Source organism: Bacillus xiapuensis, from assembly GCF_002797355.1.
GTDB lineage: Bacteria > Bacillota > Bacilli > Bacillales > Domibacillaceae > Bacillus_CE > Bacillus_CE xiapuensis.
Window position 1 is genome coordinate 716,170 of record NZ_KZ454940.1, and the last position, 18,001, is coordinate 734,170.

Consider the following 18,001-nt stretch of genomic DNA (forward strand, 5'->3'; position numbering starts at 1 on the left):
TAGCGGGGATGCCCTCATGAAAAAAACAGCAGTCTTTTAAGATTCACTGCTGTTATCCATCGGTCCCAGTACTTTTTTTATTTTCTTAACGAATTCTCTTCGCGGCAGGATGACGCTGTGGCCGCAGCCTTGACATTTAATGCGAATATCCATACCCAAGCGAATCACTTTCCAGCGGTTGGTTCCGCATGGATGGGGCTTTTTCATTTCTACCACATCGTTCAGATCAAATGTTTTGTCCAATTTGTCATCCCTCTCTTTCCTGTGTCGTTTGCTTTTTAACGGACGCTGCTTCCTGCTCACTGCGCGAATAGGTCACTAAGCGTGGGAATGGAATTTCAATGCCATGCTCATCCAAGCAGGCTTTGACATCTTTGCGAATCCCTCGGGCTACCGCCCAATGATTCATCGGTGTCGTTTCTGCCACTATTCTTAAAACCACATCTGAAGCAGCCAGCGTTTGTACACCGAGAAGCTGAGGCGTCGCCACAATATCTTCGTATTTATCAGGCAAAGTTTCTAATAGCTCATTGATGACTCTTTCGGCTTCTTCTATATTTTCTTCATAAGCAATGCTGACGTCAACCACAGCCACACTGTTATGGATAGAAAAATTCGTCACTTCAGTGATCGAACCGTTCGGTAAAATATGAAGCTCTCCTGTCCAATTTTTGATTTTCGTTGTGCGCAAGCCGATTTCCTCAACAGTTCCCTCAAATTGGCCAATGCGGACAAAGTCCCCCACAGAAAACTGATCTTCGAAAATGATAAAAAAGCCTGTAATCACATCACGGACTAAGTTTTGGGCGCCAAAACCAATGGCTAAACCGACAACCCCGGCTCCAGCTATTAATCCTTTAATATCAAAGGTGAGAATGGACAGAATGTTAATAATAGCAATGAAGTAAACCACGTAGGTAATCACGTTTTCGATTAGCTTTAATAACGTGTTTTCCCGGCGTTCGGAAAATCCGATCGGTGCTTTCGAGCGAATATGGAAAAAATTCCGAAGAGCTACTTTGGCAATTCTAATGACTGCAGCTGCAAGTATTAGAATCAGTATAATTTTAATCGCGCCGGCACAAATTGCTATCCACGTTCCTTCGTCCGTGAATTTATTCCATAATGTTTCCAGCATGCGCTGAAATGTCGACACTTCTTGAGAAACAGTCATCTCTCTACTCCTTTTTTCTTCTGAAGAATACTTATTATTTTAACAAGAATCCCGCTGAATTTGTAGTGTTGTTCATTCCTGCGAAAATTCTTCTTTTTGTCCGGCAATCGATGTATAGAAAGGAAGTATTTTCCGTATACTTTTACTATGTTCCGCAGGAGGTGCGATATGATTCTAAAAAAATTCTTCGAGCGGCAACGAGAGCCGATGATTATTCATTATAAAGAAAAAGAGGCTGCATCCGCTTTCGCTGCTCAGTTGCTCACTTTGCTTCCGCCGCCGGGAAGCCGGCCGATTGTTTTTGCCTTTATCGGCACCGATCGCTCAACTGGTGATGCATTAGGGCCGTTAGTCGGCACTTTGCTGTCGGAGCAGCTTGTTCCGGGATTTCATATATACGGCACGCTGGAAGATCCAGTTCATGCTGTAAATCTGGCGGATAAGCTTTCTCTGATTCACGAAAAACACAGCCTTCCGTTTATTATAGGAGCAGATGCTTGCTTAGGTCATTTAAAAAACATCGGAAATATTCAGCTTGGAGCGGGTCCCGTGAAACCAGGGGCAGGGGTTAAGAAGGAACTGCCTCCTGTCGGTGATGCCCATATTACCGGCATCGTCAATGTCAGCGGCTTTATGGAGTTTTTTGTTCTGCAAAACACAAGGCTTCATTTAGTGATGAGCATGGCCAAAATGATTACTGAAGGAATTGTCCAGGCAGCCATTCAATATCAAGCCGCCGATCCCGCTCTGCAGCCAAAAGATTATCTGGCTTTTATGAAAAAAGATCCGATGCCTTGATGGCTTCCGCAGCAGGGCGGGATCGGCTCTTCTGACAAGGCTTTACATGCGCAGTTGCAGCATTCTTCTGCTCTTCATGATTTGCTCCCGCACGCAAGCCTGCGGTTTTGCCAATTCTTATAGCCTTACTATCAAGTGAACCTTCAAGCAGCGGGCTGTCTTTCATCCCCTGGGGATAAAGAAGAACAGAGGCTGCCCTTTCAGCTTCCTGCTGCTGCAGCCCCGAACAAATCAAGGTGCCGCGCTCTCCCGTTTAGACGTTTTCATCCCCGCTCCATTCTTGAATCGGGCGTTTTATAGCAAGGATAACCATCAACAAAACAGCTGCCGTCCTCCGGCAGCTGCATTTTTCCTGCTTATTGAAGCAAATCAAGTATACGATTTAAGTCGTCCACCGACAGAAACTCAATTTCAATCTTTCCTTTTTTCTTATCCTTCAGCTGTTTAATGTGTACGGATGTGCCGAATCGTTCACGTAAAAAATCTTCACGCTCTTTTATAAAGATATCTTTTTCCTTCTTTGCCGGCAATGTTTCACGTGAAACATTCTCATTCATCCGCTGAATCAGCTTTTCGAGCTGGCGAACATTCAAATGCTCAGCGACGGCCTGGTCTGCGGCTTGTTGAATTTTCCCTTTGTTTTTTAATCCTAGCAAAGCTCTTCCGTGGCCCATAGTCAGCTTTCCTTCCGTTAAATACTGCTGAGTTTTAGCGGGCAATGACAACAGGCGGATATAGTTGGCGATATGCGAACGGCTTTTTCCCATTCTTTTAGCCAATTGTTCCTGTGTAATATGAAGTTTTTCAATAATGGTCTGATAGGCAGCCGCTTCTTCCATAGTCGTTAAGTCTTCCCGCTGCAGATTTTCAAGGAGTGCCAGCTCCATCATTTGTGTATCAGACAGCTGGCGGACGACGGCCGGTACTTTAGCTAATCCGGCTGCCTTCGCCGCCCGATAGCGCCTTTCACCGACGACGATTTCGTAGCCTTTGATGCTTTGCCTTACAATAATGGGCTGCAATATCCCGTGTTCTTGGATCGATTCTTTCAATTCTTCAATAGATTTTTCGCTAAACGTTTTACGCGGCTGATAAGGATTGGGCCGCAATTCTGTAAGTTGGATTTCCCGGACAGCTTCTTCATTTTCCGGTTCAAGATCTTTAAAAATGGCATTGATCCCTTTTCCTAACCCTTTAGCCATTTGCAGCTACCTCCTTTGCAAAGTCCGAATACACTTCCGCCCCTTTGGAACGAGGATCATAGAGAATCACCGGCTTTCCATGGCTCGGCGCTTCACTGAGACGTACGTTTCGAGGAATGATCGTCCGGTAGACTCTGTCTTGAAAATACTTTTTCACTTCTTCAATGACTTGTATGCCTAGGTTGGTGCGGGCATCCAGCATCGTTAATAGCACGCCTTCGATCACCAGATTTTGATTTAAATGCTTTTGAACTAGCCGAACGGTATTTAACAGCTGGCTTAGGCCTTCCAGAGCGTAGTATTCGCATTGCACCGGAATAATCACAGAATCGGCTGCCGTTAACGCGTTAATCGTCAGCAAGCCAAGAGAAGGCGGACAATCAATGATGATATAGTCGTAATGATCCCGGATTTCTTCGAGTGCTCTTTTTAAACGGACTTCTCTTGAAATCGTCGGCACTAGCTCAATTTCTGCACCGGCCAAAGAAATGGTCGCCGGTATAACATAGAAATGATCTACTGCCGCCGGTTTAATGACATCGGCTATCTCGACATCATCTACCAGCACATCGTAAATGCACTGCTCCACATCCCCTTTTTCAATGCCCGCTCCGCTTGTGGCATTGCCCTGGGGATCAATATCGACCAATAGTACTTTTTTATTGAAGGAAGCTAGACAAGCTCCTAAATTGACGGAAGTAGTGGTTTTGCCTACTCCGCCTTTTTGGTTAGCTATTGCAATGACTTTTCCCATCCCGACCACCTGCTTTCTGCTATCCTATGAAATCTATTTTCTTATATTTTAACAAATATCCTCTAGTTCGTTATCACTCATGAGAAAATTTCTTACAAAAAATCCGATCGTCCTTTCTCCCCAGATAGCCTTTTCCCGATTAAAGGAATGAAAGCAAAAAAGTGAGAAGCAACTGGCCGCTTCTCACTTTTTTGCTTTATTCTTCGGGATTTTGATTGTAATTTGATAAAAGTCCTCAAATTCCTCTTCTTGAGATTTCAATTGAATCCCGCTGTCTGATACCATTGATAACGATTGCCGTATCGTATTGACCGCAATTCTGACGTCTTTGCTGTAAGCCTTTCGCCGCGGTTTAGGCTTCTTTGTTGTGCTGTCAAGCATTTGAACAACGCGCTCCTCTGTCTGCTTGACATTTAAATGCTTTTCAATCACTTCATTCATTAGCCGGACTTGGTTTTCCGGATTTTTCAGCGGAATTAACGCTCGGGCATGACGCTCTGTGATCTTCTTTTGTATCAGCGCCTGCTGCACTTCCTCAGGAAGCTTCAGCAGCCGAAGCTTATTCGCAACGGTTGACTGGCCTTTCCCGAGTCGCTGTGCAAGCGCCTCCTGCGTCAGCTGATGCAGCTCTAATAATTTTCCATAGGCTGCAGCTTCTTCAATTGGAGAGAGTTCCTCTCTTTGCAGGTTCTCTATTAACGCAACCGAAGCTGTTTCGGTATCATTTAAATTATTGACAATAGCGGGAACCGTTTCCCAATTCAATGTTTGGACCGCACGCCAGCGCCGCTCTCCTGCAATCAGCTCATAGCGGCCGTCCTCCGTCTCTCGAACGACGATCGGCTGAATGATTCCGTGTGTGTGAATCGTTCTCGCCAGCTCTTCTATCTTTTCATCATCAAAGACCGTTCTCGGCTGATAACGGTTGGGAACAATTAAGGAAACTGGAATCTTCTTTATTTCTTCTCCCTCTGCTGCCGGCTCTTCTGTCTGATTTTCCGCTGCTTTTTCCCCCAAGCTAAAAAAACGAGAGAAAGGATGCTTCATGATCCCTTACACCACCTTTAACGAACTCCCTGTATACATATTCTCTTTCTATCTGTCAGGTTCCTTCTTCTCTTTGTTGCTTTTTTGTATAGGATTTATGTAAAGCAAAGTTATCCACTGTGGATAACTTTACTCAATGGGTGATTTATTTGGCGTTCCTGGTTTTCTCGGATATTTCTTTGGTGTTATTTGTTCCTTTTTTATCAGCATAATTGTGCGCTCACTTCCTTCGATAGGCAAGGTGAAGGAGTGCGCCTCCTGCAACCGGCCGCCTAAAACGGAGATGGCTTTTTTTCCGGCATGCAGCTCCTCCTTGGCATGGGCTGCTTTCATCGCCAAAAAGACGCCGCCCTTTTTGGCAAGCGGCAAGCATAATTCACTTAGCACGGACATTCTGGCCACAGCGCGCGCCATGACGATATCGTATTGCTCGCGATGGGCGGCTGATCTTCCGAATGTTTCTGCCCGGTCGTGAAAAAAGTGCACACCCTCTAAATTCAGCTCTTCTGCTAAATGGTTTAAAAACGTAATTCGCTTATTAAGAGAATCAACAATCGTTACATCCAGGCTGGGAAATGCAATTTTTAGCGGAATGCTCGGAAAGCCCGCTCCCGCCCCGACATCACAGATCTTCTTTTCTCCAGAAAAGTCATAATAAAAAGCGGCAGAAAGCGAATCATAAAAATGCTTTAAATAGACTTCTTCCTTGTCTGTAATAGCGGTCAAATTCATTTTTTCATTCCATTCGACGAGCAGCTTGTAATATAACTCAAATTGAGCAAGCTGAGCGGGAGTAAGGATCACGCCTTTCTCCGCAAGCCCTTGCTGAAACTGGGTCTCATTCATGCGCTTTTCTTCCCTTCTCATCTATTTATTTCCTGTGCGAGCAATCCGGCCCTGTTCAATATAAACTAGGAGAATGGAAATATCCGCCGGGTTGACTCCTGAGATCCGGGAAGCTTGAGCAATGGACAGCGGTCTGACTTCCATCAACTTTTGACGGGCTTCGGTCGCCAATCCATTTATGGCTTCATAATCAATATCTTCCGGGATTTTTTTATTCTCCATTTTCTTCAGCTTCTCTACTTGCTGAAGGGATTTTTGAATATAACCTTCGTACTTAATCTGAATTTCCACTTGCTCCTCAATTTCCGGATCAATCTCGTAATCGGCTGGGGCAAGCTGCTTGATATGACCGTAATGCATTTCCGGACGGCGCAGCAAATCCGAAGCACGGATGCCGTCCTTCAGCTCGCTGCCGCCTGCTACGCGAATCAGCGATTGAGTCTCTTCATTCGGTTTGATAATAACCGTTCGCAGCCGTTCTATTTCCCTGGCAATGGCTTCTTTCTTCGCCGCGAAACGCTCATACCGCTCTTTGGAGATCAGGCCAATTTGATATCCCAGCTCGGTTAAACGCAAGTCGGCGTTATCATGGCGAAGAAGCAAGCGATACTCCGCGCGGGAAGTGAGCAGACGATATGGCTCATTCGTTCCCTTTGTCACTAAGTCATCAATTAAGACGCCAATGTAAGCATCTGAACGGCTAAGAATGACTTCTTCTTTTCCAAGCACTCGGCAGGCGGCATTAATGCCGGCCATTAACCCTTGTCCAGCCGCTTCTTCATAGCCGGATGTTCCATTGATTTGACCAGCTGTGTAAAGATTTTTGACTTTCTTCGTTTCCAATGTCGGCCAAAGCTGAGTCGGCACGATCGCATCATATTCAATCGCATACCCGGCGCGCATGAGCTGCGCTTTCTCAAGGCCCGGAATGGTTTTGAGCATGCGGTATTGCACATCTTCAGGGAGGCTGGAGGATAAGCCCTGGACATAGACTTCTTCTGTTTTGCGCCCTTCAGGCTCTAAGAAGATTTGATGGCGCGGCTTGTCACTAAACCGAACCACTTTATCTTCAATAGATGGACAATAGCGCGGGCCTCTTCCTTTGATCATGCCGGAGAACATCGGTGAGCGGTGCAGATTGTCCCCAATAATGGCGTGGGTCTCTTCATTCGTATAGGTCAGCCAGCAAGGCAGCTGGTCTGTAATAAATTTAGTCGTTTCATAACTGAAGGCACGCGGTTCTTCATCACCCGGCTGGATTTCAGTTTTACTATAATCAATTGTCCGGCTATTTACACGCGGAGGCGTGCCTGTCTTGAAACGGACAAGCTCAAAACCAAGCTCTTCTAAATGCTCAGACAGCTTGATGGCCGGCTGCTGATTATTCGGACCGCTCGAATATTTCAAATCGCCGATAATAATTTCGCCGCGCAAGAATGTCCCTGTCGTGATCACCACCGCTTTAGCTGCATACTTCGCGCCTGTCTGGGTGATCACTCCGCGGCACTCTCCATCCTCGATCACTAATTTTTCAACCATTCCTTGAATCAGTGTCAGATTTTCTTCATTTTCAATGGTTTTTTTCATTTCTTGCTGATACAGCACTTTATCAGCCTGCGCTCTTAACGCCCGAACGGCCGGACCTTTAGCTGTATTCAGCATGCGCATTTGGATATGGGTTTTATCGATGTTTTTGCCCATTTCCCCGCCTAATGCGTCGATTTCACGAACGACAATCCCTTTAGCCGGTCCGCCGATGGATGGGTTGCAGGGCATGTAGGCAATCATATCCAAATTGATCGTGATCATTAGCGTTTTGGCTCCTGCTCTAGCAGCTGCCAGTCCCGCTTCCACGCCGGCATGGCCAGCTCCAACCACGACGACATCGTATTGGCCAGCTTCGTATTGTGACATGTCTGTCTCCTCCTTCTACAGTTACTTTCCAAGACAAAATTGTGAAAATAGCTGATCAATTAAGCTTTCTTGAACGCTTTCTCCAATAATTTCTCCCAGAAATTCCCACGTTCTAGTTAAATCAATTTGTACGATATCAATCGGGGTGCCTGCTTTCGTATTTTCAATTGCTTCCGAGATCGCTGTGAAGGCTTGATTTAATAAAGCGATATGCCGGGAATTGGATACATACGTCATATCCCCGGCTTCAATCGAACCGGAAAAGAAGAGAGAAGCAATGGCTTCCTCCAATTCATCAATTCCTTCTTCCTTCAATAAAGAGGTCGTGACGAGCCGCATATTTTGCGATAATTGCCGCACCCGCTCCATGTCCAGTTTCTGCGGCAAATCCGTTTTATTGACGATCACGATCACGTCCATGCCCTTCACTGCTTCAAATAACTGTTCGTCCTCTCGTGTGAACGCATCTGAATAATTTAAAACGAGAAGAATCAAGTCAGCTTCCTTCAATACTTGACGGGAGCGTTCCACTCCGATTCGTTCGACAATATCCTCAGTCTCCCGTATTCCGGCTGTGTCCACAAGGCGCAGCGGTACTCCGCGCACATTGACGTATTCTTCAATGACGTCGCGTGTCGTGCCGGGAATGTCCGTAACGATCGCTTTATTTTCCTGCACAAGCGCGTTCAGCAAGGATGATTTTCCGACATTCGGCCTGCCGATAATCACCGTTGACAAGCCTTCCCGCAAGATTTTCCCCTGCTGCGACGTGCGCAATAGCTTTTCAATTTCTTCGCGGACATAGGCGGCTTTTTCAAGCAGCATCTGATGGGTCATTTCTTCGACATCATCATATTCCGGATAATCAATATTCACTTCAATATGAGCGAGCACTTCAAGAATTTCTTGGCGGAGCTTTTTAATCAGCTTCGATAAGCGCCCTTCCATTTGGTTGAGCGCCACATTCATGGCTTTATCCGTTTTCGCTCGAATGAAATCCATCACGGCTTCCGCCTGCGATAAATCAATCCGGCCATTTAAAAAAGCGCGCTTCGTAAACTCTCCCGGTTCCGCTAATCGCGCTCCTTGATTTAACACGAGCTGCAGCACGCGGTTGACACTCGCAAGACCCCCATGACAGTTGATCTCGATGACATCTTCACGCGTAAACGTTCTCGGCCCCTTCATGACCGTGATCATCACTTCTTCCACAGTTTGTTCCGTCTTCGGATCAATTAAATGCCCGTAGTGAATCGTGTGACTGGCCGCTTCCAATAGCGGCCGGCCTCCAGGGCTTTTAAATACGCGGTCAGCGATCGGGAGCGCTTGATCGCCGCTTAAACGGACAATAGCAATCGCTCCTTCCCCCATCGGCGTGGAAATAGCAGCAATAGTATCGAATTCCATCCTGTTTCACCTCTTTCATTTGTTTTTATCTATAAAAAATCGTAACATTTACTCTTTAAATCACCAGAATACCATAGGCAGAAAGGTTTAAAAAGAAGGCTGTTTTATCCACAACCTTCTTTTGAACGATACTATTTTAACTTATTCACGTGTGGATAACAATAACATCCGCAAATGAAGTCTGCACAATTGGGAAATAAAGTATAAAACTAATTATATTCAAAAACAAAAGGCGCTTCGTTGCTGCCCAGCCTTTTGTTCCTGCTGAGCCGCTCCGAATCGCCTCTAATCTTACAGGCCGCACTTCCGGTTCTCAATTATCCCGGGATGCTTTTGCTTGTCCGACCAAATGTTTTCTCACTGATTCTCTAAAGAAGCTTCATTGTCATATTTTCTATTAATAATGACTGTTTGGATAATCATAAAAATGTTTCCGACTACCCAGTAAAGGGAAAGGGCCGCCGGTAAATTGACGGCAAAGATGATGATCATGATCGGCATCAGCCACAGCATCATGGCCATTTGCGGATTCTGGCTTGTCATGTCTGCCATCGTGATTTTTTGCTGAAGGAAGGTCGTCGCGCCCGCAATCAGCGGCAGCAGAAAGTAAGGATCCGGCGAACCGAGATCAAACCATAAGAAAGTATCTTCTTTGATCGCTTCTGTCCTCATAATGGCTTGATAGAATCCAAAAATGATCGGCATCTGAATCAGCAGCGGCAAACAGCCCGCCAGCGGATTAACGCCATGCTTTTGAAAAAGCGCCATTGTTTCTTGCTGCATTTTCTGCTGCGTGACGGCATCCTTTGATTTGTACTTCTCTTTAATTTTCTGCATTTCCGGCTGAAGCTTTCTCATCTCTTTCATATTCTTCGTCGATTTAATCATAAGCGGCAGAATAATGAAACGGATGATAATGGTGACGATTACAATCGCCCAGCCGTAACTCCCGACCAGTTCCGCTGTCTTCACAATGACTTGTGAAAACGGATAAACGACATACTCATTCCAATACCCTTCGCTGTCAGCATTAATTTCTTTGTTAACTTCGGTACACCCGGACAGCAGCATCATGGCGGCCGCCAAGAATACTAGGGTTGCCATCTTTCTTCTCAACCTTTTATTCCCCCTGTCGACGATTGTTGGAGATGACGATCAGCAAGATCTGTCTCCTCGTGTTTCTTTATTCAATCTAGTCTATTCACTTTTTTCATTTTTATCATGCAAACGGAGCACTTTCGCTCGCTTTAAGACATGGATCAGGCTGTTTTTAACCTCTTTGCACGTCATTTCCGCCGCCGGCTTTCTTGCAATAATTACAAAATCATGTCCCGGCTGAATGCGCTCCTTCAGCTCTGTAAAGCTCTGCCGAATATAGCGTTTAATTTGGTTGCGCGTCACCGCATTGCCGATTTTTTTGCTCACGGACAATCCTATCCGAAACGGAACTTGATTTTCCCTTTTATACAGATACACGACAAACTGCCGATTAGCAAATGACTTTCCGCCTTTGAAAACGGATTGAAATTCGCTGTTTTTTTTGATTCGAAATGTTTTTCTCATTCGCCGTTCACCTGCTCGAACATTATATGGAATCTTGCTTTTATTAGAAAAAAAGACCACTGAGATTTTTCAGTGGCCTATGCAGATAATACTTTTCTTCCTTTCGCACGACGACGAGCTAGCACACGACGGCCGTTCTTTGAACTCATGCGGCTGCGAAAACCGTGAACTTTACTTCTTTTGCGTTTATTTGGTTGGAACGTTCTTTTCATTATGAAACACCTCCCTAAAGGATCGGTAAAATTATTCGTTTGAGACAGTCTTTTTGATTATAAAGATGATGTTCTAATCTGTCAACCTCTTTCCTTGCTTTCCTTTTTCCCCGGAGAGAACAGCAGCCGCTGCCGTGAACCTTTTTGCCTGTTTTTTCGCCGTATTTGTACAACTGTGGATAGTTTTCGACAGCTTTTGTGATTATCCACAACGCTTATTGACAGCTTTTTCACATTTCCCCTCTTGTGGACAAGTTATTTACACAAGTGGAAGCATCTGTGGATAATTTTTAAAATGCATTGCAACTACTATGATTATCTGATATTATTATTTTGTTTTTACTCTGAATGAATTATCTTCTCTGTTTATTTATCCACAGGTTGTGAATAGTTTGTGGAAAAGATGTTCAGGCCTCCGGATAAAACTTGTCCACAGCCTGTTAATCATGTCGAAAAACTATTTTCTTCTTTATTATATATTTAATCACATTCAAGTGGATGCATAAACATAAGTTTCAGAAGAAATATGTATACAAAAGTTGTACAAAATAAAAAAAGGAGGAGGCCTAATGGAAAATATCGAGGATCTTTGGAACAAAGTTCTGGCCAGCATTGAAAGCAAAATCAGCAAACCGAGCTTTGATACATGGCTGAAATCGACGAAAGCTTATTCCTTGCAAGGCAATTCCATAACGATCGCTGCTCCAAATGATTTTGCGAGAGACTGGCTGGAAGGACATTACTCTCAGCTCATTTCCGGAGTTCTAGGCGAAATCACTGGTGAACAGCTGGCCGTTAAATTTATTATTCCCGAAGAACAGACGATGGAAGAGTACGAGCCCCCTCAGCCCAAAAAACGTCCGAAGAAAGAAGATTCTCATGAATTTCCGCAAAGTATGCTGAATCCGCGATATACGTTTGACACGTTTGTGATCGGATCCGGCAACCGTTTCGCTCATGCCGCTTCCCTAGCTGTGGCTGAAGCGCCGGCTAAAGCCTATAATCCACTTTTTATTTATGGGGGAGTGGGACTGGGGAAGACTCACTTGATGCATGCAATCGGCCACTATGTGATCGAGCACAACCCTGGAGCCAAAGTGGTTTATTTGTCATCTGAAAAATTCACCAATGAATTCATCAACTCCATCAGGGATAACAAAGCCGTAGACTTCCGCAACCGCTACCGCAATGTAGATGTGCTGCTGATTGATGATATTCAATTTCTCGCCGGCAAAGAACAAACGCAGGAGGAATTTTTCCATACGTTCAACACGCTGCATGAGGAAAGCAAGCAAATCATCATCTCCAGCGACCGGCCGCCAAAGGAAATTCCTACGCTTGAGGATCGTCTTCGTTCACGCTTTGAATGGGGGTTAATCACCGATATCACTCCGCCTGATTTAGAAACGCGGATCGCTATTTTGCGCAAAAAAGCGAAAGCGGAGAACTTGGATATTCCGAACGAGGTCATGCTGTATATCGCCAATCAAATTGACACGAACATTCGTGAGCTTGAAGGCGCACTGATTCGCGTCGTAGCTTATTCGTCGCTGATTAACAAAGATATCAACGCCGATCTTGCTGCGGAAGCATTGAAGGATATTATTCCAAGCTCCAAGCCCAAAACGATCACCATCCAAGAGATTCAAAAAGTGGTTGGTGAACACTATAATATTAAGCTTGAAGATTTTAAGGCGAAAAAACGAACCAAATCGATCGCGTTTCCTAGACAAATCGCCATGTACTTATCCAGAGAGATGACCGACTTTTCTCTGCCAAAAATCGGAGAAGAATTTGGAGGCCGTGACCACACCACGGTTATCCATGCTCACGAAAAAATTTCTAAGCTGCTTGAAACCGACAATGAGCTGCAGCATAACATTAAAGAAATCCAAGGCATTTTAAAATCTTAATAATGTGCATAACTTCCATGGGTTTATAAACAGTCTGTCCACATGTGGATAGACTGTCTTTACGTTCTTTCTCAGGGTTATCCACATATTCACGCGCCCTACTAGTACTACTACTATTTTTTTAAATACTAAATAATAATATATGCAGCAAAGAAAATCTTTATTCCAGAAAATCGAAGGGAGAACAAAATGAAATTTTCAATCCAAAAAGACCGATTAGCTCAAAGCGTACAGGATGTATTGAAAGCGATCAGCTCCAGAACAACGATTCCGATTTTGACAGGAATTAAAATTGATGCAGGAACGGAAGGAATTAAGCTGACGGGAAGCGATTCAGACATTTCTATTGAATCCTTTATTCCCCGAGAAGAGGATGAAATGGTGCTTGCTGACATTCAGCAGCCAGGTTCGATTGTGCTAAACGCCCGTTTTTTTAATGAAATTGTGAAAAAGCTGCCTTCAGAAACCATTGAGCTTGAAGTATTGTCTTCTTTTCAAACGGTGATTCGTTCCGGACAAGCGGAGTTCAATTTAAACGGTCTCGATCCGGATGAATATCCGCATTTGCCGCAAATTGAAGAAGAAGAGGTGTTTCAGCTGCCGACGGACTTGCTGAAAGCGCTAATCAGACAAACGGTTTTCGCTGTGTCCACCTCAGAAACACGCCCGATCTTGACAGGTGTCAACTGGCGGGTTGAAAACGGAATGTTAACATGTGTGGCGACGGATAGTCACCGATTGGCTCTTCGCAAAGCGGCGATCGACACGGACTCAAGCGCTGCATACAATGTTGTTATTCCTGGGAAAAGCTTAAGCGAGTTAAGCAAAATTTTGGATGACAGCCAAGAAGGCGTGGAAATCGTGATCACGGAAAATCAAATTCTATTTAGAGCGAAGCACTTATTGTTTTATTCCAGATTGCTGGAGGGAAACTACCCTGATACAAGCCGTTTAATCCCTGCTGAAAGCAAAACCAAGATAGAATTACACGCCAAAGAGTTTTTGCAAGCAATTGACCGGGCTTCCTTGCTGGCAAGAGAAGGACGGAATAATGTGGTGAAACTGTCGCTGATTGGGGAAGACATGATTGAAATCACCTCGAATTCACCCGAAATTGGAAAGGTGACAGAGCAGGTGAAAAGTGAAGCGGTGGAAGGGGAAGATTTAAAAATTTCCTTCAGTGCCAAATATATGATGGATGCGTTAAAAGCGCTGGAAGGCACAGAGATTAATATCCAATTTACCGGGGCAATGAGACCGTTCGTCATTCGCCCTATGCATGACGACTCTACTTTGCAATTAATTCTGCCGGTAAGAACGTATTAATCCCTCCTAAATGGTAAACAATAGAAATTGATACAACAAAGAGGCTGTTTCCTGTGATGGACAGCCTTCTTTACATGGAAAAAAACTTTTTTTAAGGGGCGCAGGATAAAACAAGGCTCCTGGGTTTTTCTATCTTTGTGTTCACGTGAAAAGTTTAGTAAAATAAAGAATTAGAGAATTCAATCGAAAGCAGTGAGAAAAAATGGTTAAAAAAGTGATGATTGAGACGGAGCATATAGCGCTCGGTCAGTTTTTAAAACTCGCTGAGGTCATTCAAACAGGCGGGATGGCCAAATGGTTTTTAAGTGAGCATGAAGTACTGGTCAATGGCGAGCCTGATCAGCGGCGGGGAAGAAAACTGCGGGCTGGAGACCGGGTGGACATTCCAGGTACCGGCAGCTTCATTGTTGCAGATTCATAAAATAAAAGGGTGTTTTGCATGCACATTACAGAGCTGTCTCTAGAAAATTATAGAAATTATCTTGATCTGGATGTTGAATTCGAGAATAAAGTCAATGTCATTCTCGGAGAAAACGCCCAAGGAAAAACCAATGTAATGGAATCTATTTATGTGCTCGCAATGGCAAAATCCCACCGGACCTCCAATGACAAAGATTTAATTCGCTGGGACGCGGACTATGCTAAAATAAAAGGAAGAGTTGAGAAAGCAAAGGGCTCGGTGCCGCTGGAATTGCTTATTTCCAAAAAAGGCAAAAAGGCTAAGTGCAATCATTTGGAGCAGAAGCGCTTAAGCCAATATATTGGAAACATGAATGTAGTGATGTTTGCGCCTGAAGACCTCAACCTCGTAAAGGGGAATCCTCAAGTCAGAAGGCGCTTTATAGATATGGAAATTGGACAAGTATCCCCCGTTTATCTATACGATATTAGCCAGTATCATAAAGTGCTGCAGCAGCGCAATCACTATTTAAAGCAGCTGCAAGCACAAAAGACAACCGATTATACGATGCTGGATGTGCTGACCGATCAGTTAATTCAACTGGCCGTGAAGATTATCCAAAAAAGATTTGATTTTATTTCCTTGCTTCAGGAGTGGGCCCGCTCTATTCATTCGGGTATTTCTCGGGGAATAGAGCAGCTGGAGATCACCTACGAATCATCAGTTGCTGTGGGGGCTGATGATGACTGGACGAAAATGGTCAGCGCGTATGAAGAGAAATATCATTCTCAGAGAAAAAAAGAAGTTGAACGAGGCGTCACGATGAGCGGACCCCATCGTGACGATTTAGTTTTCCAAGTGAATGGAAAAAACGTCCAAACTTTTGGATCGCAAGGACAGCAGCGAACAACAGCCTTGTCTGTTAAATTAGCGGAAATTGAATTGATTCATTCTGAAATCAAGGAATATCCCATTCTTTTATTAGACGATGTCCTCTCAGAGTTGGATGATTACCGCCAGTCCCATTTATTAAATACCATTCAAGGAAAGGTTCAAACCTTTGTTACAACAACAAGCACAGAAGGAATTAACCACCAAACGCTCAAGGAAGCCTCCACGTTTACTGTGGAGGCCGGCATGATGTCACAAATAAGGTGAGGGCTGAGGCATGTATGTTTATATTGGAGAATCGATTATGCTTTTGGCAGCTGATATTGTAGCGATCATGGCGAAAGGAAGAATTGATTTATCTTCTGATCAAGCGGCAAGGAGTGTTCATGCCAGTTCTGTTGCTTTGCTGGAAAGCGGCGGCTATAAATCTGTTGTCGTTACTGAAAATACATTATACCTCTCGCCATTTTCATCAAGCACTTTAAAAAAACGGATAGATGACCATTATTTCTAAACAGAACGGAAGCCATTTTGAAACGGAATTATGGAGAAAGAGCAGGTGAACGGATTTGACTATGGAACAGCCAAACAAAACGAACCAGTCTTCTTATGACGAGAATCAAATACAAGTGTTGGAAGGTCTGGAAGCTGTGCGGAAGCGGCCGGGAATGTATATCGGCTCAACAAGCGGCAAAGGGCTTCATCATCTCGTTTGGGAAATTGTAGATAACAGTATTGACGAAGCACTCGCAGGCTATTGCGATAAAATTATCGTGACAATAGAAGAAGATAACAGCATAACCGTTCAGGATAACGGGCGTGGTATTCCGGTCGGTATTCAAGAAAAGATGGGGCGTCCGGCTGTAGAAGTCATTTTAACGGTGCTTCATGCCGGCGGTAAATTTGGCGGAGGCGGATACAAAGTATCCGGCGGTCTTCATGGAGTAGGGGCTTCGGTCGTGAATGCTCTTTCCACTCAGTTAGAGGTATATGTCCATCTCAACGGCAAAATTCACTACCAATCTTATAGACGGGGAGTACCGGAAGCCGATTTAAAAGTAATCGGCGAAACAGACCGCACTGGAACAACCATTCATTTCCGGCCGGATCCGGAGATTTTTACGGAAACGTTAGTGTATGAATATGACACATTAGCCAATCGCCTCCGCGAGCTGGCCTTCTTGAATAAAGGGATTCATATTATCATTGAAGATAAGCGCGAGGAAGGCAAGAAAAACGAATATCACTACGAAGGCGGAATTAAATCCTATGTTCAACATTTAAACCGCACGAAGGAAGTCATTCACAGCGATCCGATTTATATGGAAGGAGAGAAAGAAGGCATATCTGTGGAAATTGCCTTGCAATATAACGAAGGGTTTTCCAGCAATATTTTTTCCTTTGCCAATAATATTCACACGTATGAAGGCGGGACGCATGAATCAGGCTTCAAAACCGCTCTAACAAGAGTGATTAACGATTATGCCCGCAAAAACGGTTTGCTGAAAGAATCGGATCCGAATCTTTCAGGGGAGGATGTTCGGGAAGGATTGACGGCTATCGTGTCGATCAAGCATCCGGATCCGCAATTTGAAGGGCAAACGAAAACGAAGTTGGGCAACTCCGAAGCTCGCGCAGTGACCGATGCCGTGTTTGCCGATCGTTTTGAAACGTTTTTGCTTGAGAATCCTGCAGTTGCCCGCAAAATTATCGATAAAGGGCAAATGGCCGCGCGAGCTAGATTAGCAGCGAAGAAGGCGCGTGAATTAACGCGCAGAAAGAGCGCTTTAGAAGTTTCCAGCCTGCCGGGGAAGCTGGCGGACTGTTCCTCGCGCGATCCTGAAATCAGCGAGATTTATGTGGTGGAGGGAGACTCGGCCGGCGGATCAGCCAAGCAAGGCCGTGACCGCCACTTTCAAGCCATTTTGCCATTGCGCGGAAAAATTATTAACGTAGAAAAAGCCCGTCTGGATAAAATTCTCTCCAACAATGAAATTCGCACCATTATCACCGCTCTTGGAACGGGCATCGGAGAAGAGTTTGATATCTCGAAAGCCCGCTACCATAAGCTTGTCATTATGACGGATGCCGATGTGGACGGGGCGCATATTCGCACGCTTTTGCTAACCTTCTTCTTCCGCTACATGAGACAATTAATAGAAGCGGGCTATGTGTACATCGCACAGCCGCCTTTGTACAAGGTGACGGCAGGAAAGAAGATAGAGTATGCCTACAATGACCGTCAGCTGGAGGGAATCCTTGCCGAACTTCCGGCTAATACAAAGCCGGGAATTCAACGGTATAAAGGTCTGGGAGAGATGAATCCTGAGCAGCTTTGGGAGACAACGATGAATCCTGAAACGAGAACGCTGCTGCAGGTTAGCCTGGAGGATGCAATTGATGCAGATGAAACCTTTGAAATTTTGATGGGAGATCGAGTAGAGCCTCGCCGTCAATTTATCGAAGAAAATGCTCTTTATGTGAAAAACTTAGATATTTAATGACGGCAACATCAGCCGGTTACCCTACATCAGGATAGAGACCATCTATCCTG

The 18,001-nt window shown here is 44.7% G+C and carries 19 protein-coding genes; 7 read left to right on the forward strand and 12 right to left on the reverse strand.

The genetic code is table 11. The features are described 5' to 3' along the window. Positions 1–36: 36 nt before the first annotated feature. Positions 37–243 (reverse strand): DUF951 domain-containing protein, encoded by a 207-nt coding sequence (locus CEF20_RS15130; protein WP_100332681.1) that lies wholly within the window; start codon positions 241–243, stop codon positions 37–39. Between the two features lie 4 nt (positions 244–247). Next, positions 248–1,174: a mechanosensitive ion channel family protein gene (locus CEF20_RS15135; protein ID WP_408607821.1), complete on the reverse strand. Its 927-nt coding sequence runs from the start codon at positions 1,172–1,174 to the stop codon at positions 248–250. Between the two features lie 168 nt (positions 1,175–1,342). Between CEF20_RS15135 and yyaC the strand changes: the two genes are divergently transcribed. Then, on the forward strand, positions 1,343–1,972 hold the full coding sequence (yyaC, locus tag CEF20_RS15140; protein WP_100332682.1) for a spore protease YyaC: 630 nt from the start codon (positions 1,343–1,345) through the stop codon (positions 1,970–1,972). Here the strand turns inward: yyaC and CEF20_RS17210 are convergent. The 10 genes from CEF20_RS17210 to rpmH all read right to left on the reverse strand — a co-directional run bounded on the left by CEF20_RS17210 (position 1,947) and on the right by rpmH (position 10,917). Beyond that, positions 1,947–2,138 (reverse strand): hypothetical protein, encoded by a 192-nt coding sequence (locus CEF20_RS17210; protein WP_232713564.1) that lies wholly within the window; start codon positions 2,136–2,138, stop codon positions 1,947–1,949. The two genes, yyaC and CEF20_RS17210, sit on opposite strands and share 26 nt — an antisense overlap. A gap of 190 nt (positions 2,139–2,328) precedes the next feature. Beyond that, complete coding sequence (locus tag CEF20_RS15150; RefSeq protein ID WP_100332684.1) at positions 2,329–3,174, reverse strand: ParB/RepB/Spo0J family partition protein; 846 nt, start codon at positions 3,172–3,174, stop codon at positions 2,329–2,331. After that, positions 3,167–3,928 carry a ParA family protein gene (locus CEF20_RS15155; protein WP_100332685.1) on the reverse strand — a complete coding sequence of 254 codons (762 nt, stop codon included), beginning with the start codon at positions 3,926–3,928 and terminating at the stop codon, positions 3,167–3,169. Before CEF20_RS15155 ends, CEF20_RS15150 begins: the two co-directional genes overlap by 8 nt. 183 nt (positions 3,929–4,111) lie before the next feature. After that, positions 4,112–4,975, reverse strand: coding sequence for a nucleoid occlusion protein (gene noc, locus CEF20_RS15160; RefSeq protein ID WP_100332686.1), 864 nt, complete (start codon positions 4,973–4,975; stop codon positions 4,112–4,114). Between the two features lie 129 nt (positions 4,976–5,104). Beyond that, positions 5,105–5,821, reverse strand: a complete 717-nt coding sequence (gene rsmG, locus CEF20_RS15165) for a 16S rRNA (guanine(527)-N(7))-methyltransferase RsmG (protein WP_100332903.1) — start codon at positions 5,819–5,821, stop codon at positions 5,105–5,107. 21 nt (positions 5,822–5,842) lie between these two features. Beyond that, on the reverse strand, positions 5,843–7,735 hold the full coding sequence (gene mnmG / locus CEF20_RS15170) for a tRNA uridine-5-carboxymethylaminomethyl(34) synthesis enzyme MnmG (protein ID WP_100332687.1): 1,893 nt from the start codon (positions 7,733–7,735) through the stop codon (positions 5,843–5,845). 21 nt (positions 7,736–7,756) lie between these two features. After that, positions 7,757–9,142: a tRNA uridine-5-carboxymethylaminomethyl(34) synthesis GTPase MnmE gene (mnmE, locus tag CEF20_RS15175; RefSeq protein WP_100332688.1), complete on the reverse strand. Its 1,386-nt coding sequence runs from the start codon at positions 9,140–9,142 to the stop codon at positions 7,757–7,759. A gap of 357 nt (positions 9,143–9,499) precedes the next feature. Continuing rightward, on the reverse strand, positions 9,500–10,246 hold the full coding sequence (gene spoIIIJ, locus CEF20_RS15180) for a YidC family membrane integrase SpoIIIJ (RefSeq protein ID WP_408607829.1): 747 nt from the start codon (positions 10,244–10,246) through the stop codon (positions 9,500–9,502). A gap of 93 nt (positions 10,247–10,339) precedes the next feature. Beyond that, positions 10,340–10,705: a ribonuclease P protein component gene (rnpA, locus tag CEF20_RS15185; protein ID WP_100332690.1), complete on the reverse strand. Its 366-nt coding sequence runs from the start codon at positions 10,703–10,705 to the stop codon at positions 10,340–10,342. A 77-nt stretch (positions 10,706–10,782) separates the two neighbouring features. Next, the gene (rpmH, locus tag CEF20_RS15190) at positions 10,783–10,917 is read right to left on the reverse strand and encodes a 50S ribosomal protein L34 (RefSeq protein WP_100332691.1); all 135 of its coding nucleotides are present in this window, start codon (positions 10,915–10,917) and stop codon (positions 10,783–10,785) included. A gap of 569 nt (positions 10,918–11,486) precedes the next feature. Here rpmH and dnaA point away from each other — a divergent pair. The 6 genes from dnaA (at position 11,487) to gyrB (ending at position 17,948) form a co-directional block, all read left to right on the forward strand. Next, positions 11,487–12,830, forward strand: a complete 1,344-nt coding sequence (gene dnaA, locus CEF20_RS15195) for a chromosomal replication initiator protein DnaA (RefSeq protein WP_100332692.1) — start codon at positions 11,487–11,489, stop codon at positions 12,828–12,830. A 189-nt stretch (positions 12,831–13,019) separates the two neighbouring features. Further along, on the forward strand, positions 13,020–14,156 hold the full coding sequence (gene dnaN, locus CEF20_RS15200) for a DNA polymerase III subunit beta (RefSeq protein WP_100332693.1): 1,137 nt from the start codon (positions 13,020–13,022) through the stop codon (positions 14,154–14,156). A 202-nt stretch (positions 14,157–14,358) separates the two neighbouring features. Then, entirely contained in the window at positions 14,359–14,577 is a 219-nt protein-coding gene (gene yaaA / locus CEF20_RS15205) for a S4 domain-containing protein YaaA (RefSeq protein WP_100332694.1), read from the forward strand. Between the two features lie 18 nt (positions 14,578–14,595). Beyond that, a complete protein-coding gene (gene recF / locus CEF20_RS15210; protein ID WP_100332695.1) occupies positions 14,596–15,714 on the forward strand; it encodes a DNA replication/repair protein RecF in 1,119 nt (372 codons plus the stop codon). A 10-nt stretch (positions 15,715–15,724) separates the two neighbouring features. Continuing rightward, on the forward strand, positions 15,725–15,961 hold the full coding sequence (gene remB, locus CEF20_RS15215) for an extracellular matrix regulator RemB (protein WP_100332696.1): 237 nt from the start codon (positions 15,725–15,727) through the stop codon (positions 15,959–15,961). Positions 15,962–16,022: 61 nt separating this feature from the next. Then, positions 16,023–17,948: a DNA topoisomerase (ATP-hydrolyzing) subunit B gene (gene gyrB, locus CEF20_RS15220; protein ID WP_100332697.1), complete on the forward strand. Its 1,926-nt coding sequence runs from the start codon at positions 16,023–16,025 to the stop codon at positions 17,946–17,948. Positions 17,949–18,001 lie beyond the last annotated feature (53 nt).